The organism is Modestobacter versicolor (assembly GCF_041028285.1).
Taxonomy (GTDB): domain Bacteria; phylum Actinomycetota; class Actinomycetes; order Mycobacteriales; family Geodermatophilaceae; genus Modestobacter; species Modestobacter versicolor_A.
The window spans coordinates 839370-851514 of the sequence record NZ_JABGDB010000002.1 but is presented as its reverse complement, the minus strand read 5'-3'; the positions used below and the strand labels follow the sequence as shown (position 1 = coordinate 851514).

The following is a 12145-nucleotide window of genomic DNA, read 5'->3' as shown; positions in this document are numbered from 1 at the left end:
CGCCGTCACGGGAAGAGATCCAGGTGCCGCAGCGACCGGGCGACCGCGCGCGTGTCGCTGAGCACCTCGAAGGAGGTGCCGCCGGCCCGCGCCCGGTTGCGGGCGCCTGCCAGGAGGTGCAACGCGGAGAAGCTGAGGAACGGCGCCCGGCGCAGGTCCAGCACCAGCCGGTCCGGTCGGCCGGCCTCCGCGGCAGCGATCAGCCGGCCCAGTTCGACCTGGTTGGACGAGTCCACCTCTCCGAGGACGACCACGTCGACCCGACCACCGGGCCGCCGGGCCACGTGACCGTGGAGGAGGGGAACGTGGCGTGCAGGGCGGATGGACGACGTCATGACCGCGGCCTGTCTCTCGCTGGAGGAGGCCGGGTCCGGGGCCGCCAGGTCGGTCGACCGGGCTCACGCTCCAGGAGCAAGGCTAGCGGGGGGCGCGCCCCACCGACAGTGCCGGACCCGGACGTCCTGCCCGGTGGACAGAGCCCGCCGGGCAGGGCACAGTGACGCGGTCACCCCGGACCCGGTGGCAGCTGTCGTTGACAGCGCCCGGTCCGTGCCCCCGACCCGGCGGCTGTCGCCCAGGGGGACTGCGTCGTCGGACGCCGGTGCTCCTCAGCTCTCGGCGCGCGGCCAGCGCCCGGTGGCCGCCGCGGTCTCGTGGGTGCTGGTGAGGAAGTCGAGCAGGTGCGCGTCGGGGTCCGTGGCCCGCCGGACGTCGGCGTAGGGGAGGACGAACTCGCCCAGCGCCGCGTCGAAGGACGCCCCGGCCGGCGTGACCGGCGTCTGCCGGTAGCCGGGCGGCTCGGGGTAGGCGTAGGCGTAGAAGACGCCCTCGTCCGCGCCACCGGGCCAGTACCCGCAGCTGGAGACCTCGTCGCTGTAGGCCTCGGTCATCACCCAGTCCGGGCAGTTCGGCACGCCGCCGGGGTGCGGGGCCGCCGGGCGGCCGGAGAACCGGGTGACGGCGAGGTCGAACGCGCCCCAGAAGAAGTGCACCGGGCTGGCCTTGCCGCGCCAGCCGCCGCGGAACCGGCTGAGCACCCGGTCGGCGCTGACCAGCGAGGTCCAGAACCGGTGGACGGCGTCGGCGTCGTAGCTGGCGTGGCCGGTGTCCTCGTCGAACGGGACGGCGTCGGCGATCTCGACCGGCATGCCGTTGATCGGCACGTCGACGTCCAGGGCGGTCAGGTGGGCGCGGAACTCGGCGGCGAAGTCGGCCACGCTGCGCGGCTCGAGCGCCATCCGCCGGTGCTGGCCACGGGTGGTCAGCAGCTGCAGCTCGTGCGCGGTGAGGTCGAAGACCACCTCGAGCCCGCCGCCCCGGTGGGGCATCAGCGAGGTGGTGAGCCCGCGGGCGTCGACGTAGAAGGGCACGTGCCACCAGTGGTTGGCCGCCGGGGCGAGCGCCAGGCGCACCTTGCCGACCACCTGGGTCCACAGGTGCAGGGTGTCCCGGGTGTCCTGCCAGTCGGCCAGCGGCAGCGCGGGCCACGGGTCGAAGGTGCTGGTGCCGCTCACGAGCTGCTCTCCGCGGGTGCCTGGTGAGCGGTGTGCATGGTGCGAGCCTCCAGGTGGGGTCCGTGCGGTGGCGGGAAGGTCGTCCGGTGGGCGCGGCCGTGCTCGTCGCACCCGACCGTGTGTGACGAAACTACGACGTGGCTGGTCGGGGACCGTCGTCCTGGATGCAGCGGGAGTGCGGCCGGATCAAGGTGCCGGTGTGCCGTCGCGGACCTCGCGGCGGCCGGACGTCGGCCGCCGCCAACCCGTGGTGTCGCGCCTGGCCGGGAGCGGGCTCACCGGCATGGGGTCGGGCTCGGAGAGCAGCGCGCCGCGGTCGGCCGAGAGATCGGACGGGTCCAGGGCGATCGACCGGAGGACGCCGTCCATGATCGCGGGGGCCACGTCCGGCCGGGACGACCGCATGTGGGGCTCGATCGTGGCGATGACGAGGGTGCACGGGGTGCTGGCGGCCGACCCCAGGTAGGGCTGCGACGCCGCCCCCGGCATGGTCAGCCAGGGGATGCCCATCATCCGCTGGAGCCGCAGGACGCGGTCGTCGAGCACGGTCACCCAGCCCTCGACGCCGCTGCGGCGGGAGTACTCGTGGATGCCGTGGCACAGCGCGAGCGTGACCTCAGCGCCGGCGGCACCGGCGCGGAAGCGGCGGTCCACGGCCAGGCTCGCCACGTCCCACACCGGTCCACCGGCCGGCGCCGCGGCGGCGAGGGCACTCGTCGGATCGGCGTGCCACGGGGCACCCGCGACGTCGACCAGGGTCTTCACCGGCTCGGCGCCGGGGGCGTCGACGATGAACCGGGCGGCCCCGATGGCCGAGCCCGACTCCTCGTCGAGGACGACGACGAAGCGGGAGCGGGCCTCGTAGGCGCCGTACTCCTCCTCCATCACCTCCGGCGTGTTGCCGAACGCCTGCAGGAACACCGCGCCCTCGATCCGCCGGGCGGCGTCCCGCTCGGCCGGGGTGTGGGCGACCAGCAGCCGGAGCGCCACCTCAGAAGGACTTGGCGACGATCGTGCCCGCGGCGAAGAAGTCGCGGGTGAACGCCACAGCGGTGTCCACGCTGAACGCCTTGCACGTGTAGACGTCCACCGAGAAGAACAGCCGCGGTTGCTCCCAGGCGTAGAAGTGCGCGCCCGACGTCTCCCAGTGGATCCAGCCGGCCCAGCCGTAGAGGTCCGACCGGTGCGTGACCGGCTCCAGCAGCTGAACCATGTCGACCTCGCGCGACAGCGCCGACAGGTAGCGGCGGATCTGCTCGTCGTCGACGGGTCGGGCCGGGACACCCTCGATCACCAGTCGCTGGCGGAGGATCTCCGGGGCCAGGTCGCGCCACTCCTCGGGTGCCGGGTGCGTGGGGAGGCGCGCGGAGCCCAGGGCCACGCGGGGTCGCAGCAGGTCACCGGGGGAGGTCGTCGTCACGCGATCATGGTGTACCACTCACTACGCAGAGCGCACGCGGGCTGACGGCATGTCGTCGCACGACGACGTGATGCCGCCCATCCGCAGCCGGCCGAGGCGACGCCCAGGTCGAGCGGGCCACGCTCAGGTCGAGCGGGCCCTGCGGCTCAGCTGGGGCAGCAGGATCGCCTCGGTCACCCCGGAGTCCGCCGCGTCCAGCCACGCCAGGAAGGCGTCCACCGGCATGGGGTGGGCGATGCCGTAGCCCTGCGCGACGTCGCAGCCGAGCCCGGCGAGGGCGGCACTGGTCGAGGCCGTCTCCACGCCCTCGGCGACGAGGGTGATGCCGAGGTCGTGGGCGAGCGCGACGGTGTGCCGGACGATGGCGGCGGCGCGCGGGTCGCTGTCGACCTCCGCCGTGAGGCTCCGGTCGATCTTGAGCTCGTCGACGGGGAGGTGCCGGAGGTAGGCCAGCGAGCTGTAGCCGGTGCCGTAGTCGTCGATCGACGTCCGGACGCCGAGCCGGCGCAGGTCCGCCAGCACGGCGCGGCCGCGGTCGGGGTCGGCCATGAGGGTGTCCTCGACCAGCTCGAGCGTGAGCGCCGCGGTGGGCAGCCCGTGCCGCCGGAGTGCGGAGGCGACCTTCTCCGGGAGGTCCAGGTCGGTGACGTTCGCGGCCGAGAGGTTGACCGAGACCGGGATGTGCCGCTCGTCCCACCACCGGCGGGTCGCCTGCAGCGCGAGCTCGAGCACCCGGTCGGTCAGCGGGCGCAGGAGCCCGGCCTGCTCGGCGGCCGGCAGGAGGTGGGCGGGGGAGAGCAGCCCGCGCGTGGGGTGGTTCCACCGGACGAGCGCCTCGGCGCCGACGATGCGCCCGTCGCGCAGGTCCATCTGCGGCTGGAGCTCGACGACGAGCTCGTCGCCCTCGAGAGCGACCCGTAGCTCCTCCATCGTCCGCAGCCGGTCGCTGCCGGCCGTGCCGGTCACCGGGTCCGGCACGTAGACGTGGACGCCCTCCCGGGCGGTCTTCGCGGAGTACATCGCGACGTCGGCGCAGTGCAGCAGCTCCTGCACCGTCGAGGCCGGCGCGGGGGTGGTCGCGATGCCGATGCTCACGCCGACGTGCAGCCGTACGCCGGTGACCGTGAAGGGCTCGAGGAGCAGGGAGCGCAGCCGCTCGGCGAGGACGCGCGCCGGCTCCGTCCCGGTGTCGGGCAGCAGGACGGCGAACTCGTCGCCACCGAGGCGGGCGAGGACGTCGTCCGAGCGCAGGCCACGGCGCAGGCGAGGGCCGACCTGGCGCAGCAGCTCGTCGCCGGCCGTGTGGCCCAGGCTGTCGTTGACCTCCTTGAACCCGTCCAGGTCCAGCAGGAGCAGGGCCGCAGGGCGGCTGGTCGCCGACGAGGCCACGATCTCCTGGGCGGACTCCAGCAGCGCCCGGCGGTTGGGCAGGCCGGTGAGCTCGTCGGTGCGCGACTCCTGCTTGACCTGCTGAAAGCCCCGGACCTCGGCGAACGTGACGGCGATCCGGGCGATGCCGGCGACCACGCAGGCGATCGCCAGCCAGGCGCACACCGGCGGGATGGGGTGCGTCCAGCCGGACCCCAGGACGAAGAGGCTCGCGCCGATGCAGGCCAGGGGCACCGCGAGCAGACGCCACCCGATGCGCGAGGCCCCGCGGTCGATCGGCGCGGGCCGGTCGACCGCGCTGGTCGCTGACAGCGCGGCGAAGACCACGCCGGTCAGCCAGCCGAGCTCGAGCGGGCCGCCGTCGACGTAGTCGCCGCGGACCGCCTGGGTGAAGTACACGAGGTCCGACGCGGCGACGAACGTCAGCCCGGCGATCACGAGGACGAGGGTGCGGTCCAGGCGCATCCCGAGGATGGAGCCGACCGCGGCGAGCATGGCGAGCAGCACGACGCTGATCGTCGGGCTCGTCAGCTCGATCGCGGGGACGGCCATCTCGCCGGCCTCGGGGATCAGGTAGGGCCCGAGGAGGAGCGCGATCCCCAGGGAGAGGCTGCCGAGGGCGGTGATCAGGCCGTCGAGCCACATGCTCGGGTGGAAGCGCGGCACGCGCGCCTTGATCACCCCCACGACGAAGACGTAGAGGGTCAGGTAGCCGGCCAGGGAGATCAGGTCCGCCACCGGCGACGAGGGCCCGTTCCCGTCGACGCCGGCGGCCAGCACCCGGAGGGCGTTGCCCACCGCGCTCAGGGTGAGGGCGACCGCGAGGCCCCACCACGCGAGCCGGTCGATCCGGATCCGCCGCCCGGCCGAGAACAGCGCCCAGGACGCTGCCAGGTAGGGCAGGTTGAACAGCACCACGTCGTACGTCCGGTCCCACGCTGCTCCGGCCGGGCGGACCCAGACGCCCGTGGCGAACACCAGGGTCAGGGCGATGGTCAGGTACAGCGCGAGGACGGGACGCCGGGGTGCGGTCATCGCCTGCCCCTTCCGCTCCATGCAGGGTTGATCGGCTCGCGGGGGCGAGGACACCACTGGGGTCAGCGTCCCATCACCTGAAGGGGTGAGACGGCCGGAGGGGGTCTGGACCGCCGGTCGGGGGGGCCGGCGGGTGCCCGGCGTCAGAGCGGCTTGGTGCCGCCGACGATCCTGGCGACGCCACCGAACCAGGTGTGGTCGATCGTGTGGACGTCGGTGGCCTGCTCGACGAGCGGCTCCCAGAACCGCCGTCGCTGGTCGGCCTGCGCGAGCAGGCGGTAGTAGGTGTTGGCGATGCCGCTGTCGACCCGGCCGTCCAGCCAGAGGTCCATGACGGCGACGCGGCCCCCGGGGCGCACCAGGTCGAACATGCGCTGGAAGACCTCCTGCCAGTCGGGCACGACGCTCAGGCCCAGCATGCAGATGGCGGCGTCCACCCGGTCGGTCCCGACGAGCTCGGCATCCAGCGTGCGGGCGTCGGCCTCGACGAGGTCGACGTTGCGCCACCCGGCGTCGGTCACCTTGGACCGGGCCTTGGCGAGCATGCCGGAGGAGTAGTCCACGCCCACGACCCGGCCGTAGGGACCGACCCGCTCCCGCAGGAGCGGCAGGCTCGCCCCCGTGCCGGTCGGCACGTCGAGGACCGTCTGGCCGCGCCGTAGCCGGAGGAGTTCCACGGCCTCACGCCGGTGTCTGCCGTGCAGGAGCTCGGTCCCCGACTCGTACACCCAGGAGAAGACGTCGTAGTGCTGCATGGAGCAGGCCTACCAGGTCGTCCGACGTGCCCGCGTCAGGCGTCTCCGGCGGCCGGCTTCCTGGCTCGGCTGGGCTGCACGCGCATCGGCTCGCCGGGCATCTTCGGGTAGTCCGGGGGGTAGGGCATCTCGCCCAGCCCCAGGTCGCGCTCCTGCCGGTCGGCCAGCTCGATGAGCGGCTCGATGCCGAACGCGTGGTCGGCCAGCCCGGCGTGCCTGTCCCCGACGGCGGCGAACCGGGCCGGCATGGTGAGGACGTCGAAGTCGAACGGCGAGACGTCGGGCAGCTCGTCCCAGTCCAGCGGGGCGCTCACCGGCGCGTGCGACTTCGCCCGGATCGAGTAGGCCGACGCGATCGTCCGGTCCCTGGCCATCTGGTTGTAGTCGATGAAGATCTTCTCGCCGCGCTCCTCCTTCCACCAGTTCATCGTCACGCGGTCGGGGATCCGGCGCTCCAGCTCCCGGCCGAAGGCGATCACCGCCCGGCGCACCTCGGGGAAGGTCCAGCGCGGCTGGATCGGCACGTAGACGTGGACGCCGCGACCGCCGGACGTCTTCGGCCAGCCCTCCATGCCGAACTCGTGCAGCAGCTCGCGCACGTGCGGGGCCACCCACACGGCGTCGGAGAAGTCGGTGCCCGGCTGCGGGTCGAGGTCGATGCGGATCTGGTCGGGGGACTCGACGTCGGTCTTCGACACCGGCCACGGGTGGAAGGTCAGCGTGCCGAGGTTGGCGCACCAGGCGACGACGGCGACCGAGTCGGGCGCGATCTCGTCGGCGGTCCGCCCGCTGGGGAAGGTGATGTGCGCGGTCGGCACCCACTCGGGGGCGTTCTTGGGCACCCGCTTCTGGTAGAACGCGTCGCCGGTGTTGTCCATCCGGGTGGAGAGCCGGGCGCCCTCGAACACGCCCCCGGGCCAGCGCTCCAACGTCGTCGGCCGGTCGCGCAGCGCGAAGAGGATGCCCTCGCCGACCGCGACGAAGTAGTTGACGACGTCGATCTTGCGGATGCCCTTGTCCCCGAAGTACGGCTTCTCCGGGCTGCTGACCCGCACGTCGTGCCCGTCGACCGACAGCACGACGGCGTCCTTGCTGCTGGCCATCTCGGGGCTCCTGGGGTCCGGCGGATCAGGTCAGGCCGGGCAGGTCAGCCCGTCCTGCGGTGCGGTGAGGTCGATCAGGTAGGCGTTCACGGCCGCGGTGACGCAGTCGGTCTTGGGGTAGGCAGTGTGCCCGGAGCCCTGCCAGGTGAGCAGCACCCCGCTGGTCAGGTCCTCGGCCATGTCCACGGCGCCGGGCAGCGGCGTCACCGGGTCGCCCTGGGTGCCGATCACCAGGATCGGGGCGCTGCCGTCGGCGTCCCGCCCGGGCAGCGGGGTGCGCGGGGCGTCCCAGGGCGAGCAGGTGTAGAGGCCGAGCGCGGCGTCGGCGCCGAACAGCGGGTAGGTGCTGTTCCACTGGGTGGCCAGGGTGCTGACCTCCTCGCGGGTGAACTCCTCGTCGGTGTCCGCGCAGTTCACCGCCACGTTGGCGTCGACGACGTTGCTGTAGGTGCCGTCGTCGTTCCGGCCGGTGTAGGTGTCGGCGAGGGTGAGGATGCCGGCGGCGTCGCCGTAGCGGGCGTTGGCCAGGGACTGGGTGAGCTGCGGCCACGCGGTGGGCTGGTACAGCGCCGAGCGGATGCCGTTGAGCACCAGCCCGGGGGTGGCCTGCCGGGTCTCGCCCGCCCGGCTGCTGGGCACGGGCGTGGTCGTCGCCTGCGCCAGCAGGTCGTTGACGAAGGTGCGCGGCTCCCCGCCCAGCGGGCAGCCGCTGATCAGCGCCAGACAGTTGGCGGCGAAGGCGTCGAAGGCGGCCTCGAAGCCCTGTGCCTGGGTCTCGGCGAACTCCTGCTGGCCGGCGTCGGGGTCTACGGCGCCGTCGAGGACGAGCGCCCGCACGCGGTCGGGGAACAGCTCGGCGTAGGTGGAGCCCAGCGTGGTGCCGTACGAGTAGCCGAGGTAGGTCAGCTGCTCGTCACCGAGGGCCTCGCGGACCAGGTCCATGTCTCGGGCGGAGTCGACGGTGTCGAAGGCGCCGAGGGCCTCCTGGTACTTCTCGGCGCAGCCCGCGGCCACCTCGTCGACCCGCTCGAAGGAGGCCTCCAGCGTCGCGGCGTCGGTGGCCCGGGGGTCGGCGGCGAACAGCTCGTCCTTCTGCTCGTCGGAGATGCACTCGACGGGCGTGGACAGCCCGACGCCGCGCGGGTCGACCCCGACGACGTCGAAGCGCGCCAGCACGTCGGCCGGGAGGGTGAGCGCGGACTGGATCGCCGCGTCGGTGGCCGACTGGCCGGGGCCGCCGGGGTTGACCACCAGCGAGCCGATCCGGGAGGTCTGCGTGGGGAGGGCGGCCTTGACGAGGAAGAGCTGCAGCGTGCCGCCGTCCGGGTCGTCGTAGCTCACCGGCACCTCGGTGGTGCCGCACTCGAAGGTGAGGCCGCGCTCCGCGCCGGGGCGGCCGGCGATGATCGGGTTGATGTCGCTGCTGCAGTCGCTCCAGTCGATCGGCTCCGCGGTGGGCGCCGCCGTGCTCTCCGCCGCCGAGCCGTCCGCAGCCGGCTCCTCGTCCCCCGAGGAGGTGCACCCGCTGAGCGCGAGGGCGAGGGTGAGGAGGGCTCCTCCGGAGGCGGCCAGACGGCGGTGCGACATCATGATCACTCCAGGGTAGGAGAGGGCGGCGGCCCCGGCAGCGGGCGGGCCGGTGAGGAACCGCTCACCCCCGGCCGGGAACTCAGCCGCCGAGGACTTCCGCGAGGTCGTACTTCACCGGCACCTCGAGCTGGTCGTAGGTGCAGGAGCGCGCGTCCCGGTCGGTCCGCCAGCGCTGGAACTGGCCGGTGTGCCGCAGCCGGCTGCCCTCCAGCTGGTCGTAGCGGATCTCCACCACCAGCTCGGGCCGCAGCGGCACCCAGGACAGGTCCTTGCCGGCGTTCCAGCGGCTGGTCGCGCCGGGCATGCGGTGCTCGCCGTCCTCGCCGGTCTGCGCGTTGGCCCAGTCCTGCCAGGGGTGGCCGTCCAGCGCCTCGGCCCGGTAGGGGGCCAGCTCCTCGACCAGCTCGGCGCGGCGCTTCATCGTGAAGGACGCCGCGACGCCGATGTGCTGCAGGCCGCCGTCGCCGTCGTAGAGGCCGAGCAGCAGCGAGCCGACCACCGGGCCGCTCTTGTGCCAGCGGAACCCGGCGACGACGCAGTCCGCCGTCCGGACGTGCTTCACCTTGGTCATCAGCCGCTGGTCGGGGGCGTAAGGCTGGTCGCCGCGCTTGGCGATGACGCCGTCCAGCCCGGCGCCCTCGAACTCGTCGAACCAGCGCCGGCCGACCTCGGCGTCGTCGGTGACCGTCGAGACGTACATCGGCGCCCGCGCGCCGGCCAGCGCCTCGCGCAGCCGGGCCTGCCGCTCGGCGTACGGGGTGTCCATGAGCGACTCGTCGCCGAGGGCGAGCAGGTCGAAGGCGACGAAGGACGCCGGGGTCTCCGCGGCCAGCTTGGTCACCCGGGAGACGGCCGGGTGGATCCGCTGCAGGAGCGACTCGAAGTCGAGCCGGTCGCCGCGGGGGACGACGATCTCGCCGTCGACGACGCAGCGCTCGGGGAGGTGGGCCTTGGCCGCCTCGACGACGTCGGGGAAGTAGCGGGTGAGCGGGCGCTCGTTGCGGCTGCCCAGCTCGACCTCGTCGCCGTCCCGGAACACGATGCAGCGGAAGCCGTCCCACTTTGGCTCGTAGAACCATCCGTCGCCGGTGGGCAGCGCGGCGGCGGGCTTGGCGAGCATCGGCTTGACCGGGGGCATCACGGGCAGGTCCATGGCGTCAGTCAAGCAGCCCCGGCGCCCGGGCACCGGACCTCGGGACACGCGGCGTCACAGCGCCATCAGCCCTGCTCGGGTGGGCCGGAAGCCGCAGGCGTCGAGGTAGAAGGGCGCCAGTTCGTCGGCGAAGTCGACGTGCAGCCACTCGCACCCGGCCGCGCGGGCGCCGTCCCGGGCGGCACCGACCAGCCGGACGCCGATTCCCTGGTGCCGGCTCGCGGCCGCGACCATCACGTCCTGCAGCCAGGCGTGGGCCTCCCCGTCCCACACGACGTTGACGAAGCCGGCCAGCGTGCCGCCGTCCCGGGCGGTGACCCACCCGAGGCTGTGCCGGGCCACCTGGTCGGTCCAGTTCCACTCGGCGTCGCTGTACACGCGGGTGCCGAAGGCCTCCGCGTGCAGCTGGTTGGCCTCGTTGCTGGTGAACGGCCCGCGCCATCGGATCTCCACGCCGCGCAGGGTAGGGAGAGCGGGAGTCGGCAACCAGCGAGTTCGGCCCGGAGCACGGCGGAACACCGATCATCGGTCAGAAGGGTGGCGGCTCGTCGTCCGGCAGTGGTGGGACGGCCGCTGGAGCTGGAGTTCGCAGTTCAGGTGGTCGCAGTCCGGGTGGTCGCAGTCCGGGTGGTCGCAGTCCGGGTGGTCGGGTGGTGCGGGTGACGCCGGACGGGGTGGTGACGTGCAGGGTGCCGTCGTCGTCGAGCCGGAACCGCCAGCCGGGGGCGAAGGTCTTCAGGCGGTGGTGGGAGCGGCACAGGCAGCACAGGTTGGTGCAGTCGGTGGCGCCGCCGTCGCCGTGGGGTGCGACGTGGTCCAGGTCGGTCCAGCCGGTGCGCTGGCCGCAGTTGGGGAACCGGCAGCGGCGGTCGCGGACGGTGAGGAACGCCCGTTGCCGGTCGGTGGGTGCGTAGCCGGTCGTCTCTGGTGGTGGACCGAGCACCGGGCAGGAGCACGCGTCCTCTCGATGGTCTGAGCAGCCGCGGTGGGCAGCCCGGGCCAGTTCGGCCGGGGTGGTCGTGGCCAGCAGCTCCCCGTCCGGTCCGGTGATGGCCAGGGTGAGGGTCCCGCCCACCGGTGCGGTGAGGCCCAACGCACCGATCCGGACCAGCAGCTCTCGGACGTGGGCGGCGGTGATCGGCAGCCCGCCCACCTCGCCGGGCGTCGGCGTGGCCCCGGTCAGGGCGTCGAGGTCGGCGGTGATGCGGACATCGGCGCGCACCGGGGGCAGTCCGCTGTCGGCGGGGCGGCGGATGAGCAGGGACAGCACGTGCGCGCGCAGGGCACCGATCCGCCGGGGGTCGCCGTCGGCCTTGAGCATCCGGGCGAGCTGGTCGACCACGTCGAAGCACTCCACGGCCTCCTCCGCCGGCAGGTCCGCAGCCAGGGTCGCGCGGCCGTCGGTGGCCGAGGGGTAGAGGTGCACGTCGGCGGCCTTCTCCGCCTCGGCCCGGCGCTCGTCGGCGGCCGCGGCGTCCAGGCGCAGCAGCTCCTCGGTGGCCCGCGCCCTGAGTCGCGCCACCGACAGATCGGTCGCCTCCCCGAGCAGCGCGGCCTCGACCTGCCCGGCAACCTCAGCGTTCGTGTGCATGAGCACCTCGGCCAGCTGGGTCGCGCGCCGTTGGTCCAGCTCGCCGGCCTGGAGCGCGGCGAAGGTGAGCGGGAGCTTGGTCAGCCAGGTGCGGGCCCGGGCGTAGCGGTAGGCCGCCGTCCCCCGCCCGAGGTTGAGCACCGCGGACAGCTCCGAGGTGAAGAACTCACTCACCCCACCGGACACCTCATCGGCCCACCCGGGTCGGCGGGCGCCCGGCGTGCCGGGCGCGGGGTCGGCCGACGCCGGCCGTTCGGCGGCCAGCGACATGATCAGCTCCGCCTCGTAGGCCGTGTCCGCCGCCCGCCGCTCCTGCACCCGCCGCAGCTCGGCGGCCTTGTCGTCGTCCGAGAGCCAGGCGACCGGGACCCGCGGCGACGTGATCGGGCGCTCCCACACCACGTCGATCTGCAGACTCCCCGCATGCCCAGCCACGCGTCGAACATACGTTCGGGGTACGACAGTTCTGCGTGCTGAGATCGACTCGGCACTCATCTGTGGATTGCCAAGGGCCTAACTCTCCGCTTCGACAGCGATGGTGCGTCGTTGTGGGACAGGTGAGTCGAGGTCCATGTCGACGGATGTCCCTGAAGGC

11 protein-coding genes are annotated in these 12145 nt (G+C 73.4%); all 11 read right to left on the bottom strand.

Going from position 1 to position 12145, the window contains the following annotated elements; genetic code table 11:
• Positions 1-5: 5 nt before the first annotated feature.
• Positions 6-254 (bottom strand): STAS domain-containing protein, encoded by a 249-nt coding sequence (locus tag HL054_RS10425; RefSeq protein ID WP_369138905.1) that lies wholly within the window; start codon positions 252-254, stop codon positions 6-8.
• A gap of 354 nt (positions 255-608) precedes the next feature.
• Entirely contained in the window at positions 609-1514 is a 906-nt protein-coding gene (locus HL054_RS10420; RefSeq protein ID WP_369138904.1) for a DUF5996 family protein, read from the bottom strand.
• 186 nt (positions 1515-1700) lie between these two features.
• The gene (locus HL054_RS10415) at positions 1701-2504 is read right to left on the bottom strand and encodes a hypothetical protein (protein WP_369138902.1); all 804 of its coding nucleotides are present in this window, start codon (positions 2502-2504) and stop codon (positions 1701-1703) included.
• A 1-nt stretch (position 2505) separates the two neighbouring features.
• Positions 2506-2934: an S-adenosylmethionine decarboxylase gene (locus HL054_RS10410; protein ID WP_369138900.1), complete on the bottom strand. Its 429-nt coding sequence runs from the start codon at positions 2932-2934 to the stop codon at positions 2506-2508.
• 123 nt (positions 2935-3057) lie between these two features.
• Positions 3058-5358, bottom strand: coding sequence for a putative bifunctional diguanylate cyclase/phosphodiesterase (locus HL054_RS10405; protein WP_369138899.1), 2301 nt, complete (start codon positions 5356-5358; stop codon positions 3058-3060).
• Positions 5359-5501: 143 nt separating this feature from the next.
• Positions 5502-6113 (bottom strand): class I SAM-dependent methyltransferase, encoded by a 612-nt coding sequence (locus HL054_RS10400; RefSeq protein WP_369138898.1) that lies wholly within the window; start codon positions 6111-6113, stop codon positions 5502-5504.
• A 35-nt stretch (positions 6114-6148) separates the two neighbouring features.
• Positions 6149-7216: a DNA polymerase domain-containing protein gene (locus HL054_RS10395; protein WP_369138897.1), complete on the bottom strand. Its 1068-nt coding sequence runs from the start codon at positions 7214-7216 to the stop codon at positions 6149-6151.
• 30 nt (positions 7217-7246) lie between these two features.
• Positions 7247-8803 carry an alpha/beta hydrolase gene (locus HL054_RS10390; protein WP_369138896.1) on the bottom strand — a complete coding sequence of 519 codons (1557 nt, stop codon included), beginning with the start codon at positions 8801-8803 and terminating at the stop codon, positions 7247-7249.
• Between the two features lie 82 nt (positions 8804-8885).
• Entirely contained in the window at positions 8886-9959 is a 1074-nt protein-coding gene (locus HL054_RS10385; RefSeq protein ID WP_369138895.1) for an ATP-dependent DNA ligase, read from the bottom strand.
• A 54-nt stretch (positions 9960-10013) separates the two neighbouring features.
• Positions 10014-10412, bottom strand: a complete 399-nt coding sequence (locus HL054_RS10380; protein ID WP_369138894.1) for a GNAT family N-acetyltransferase — start codon at positions 10410-10412, stop codon at positions 10014-10016.
• A 76-nt stretch (positions 10413-10488) separates the two neighbouring features.
• The gene (locus HL054_RS10375; RefSeq protein ID WP_369138893.1) at positions 10489-11985 is read right to left on the bottom strand and encodes an HNH endonuclease; all 1497 of its coding nucleotides are present in this window, start codon (positions 11983-11985) and stop codon (positions 10489-10491) included.
• Positions 11986-12145: the final 160 nt, after the last annotated feature.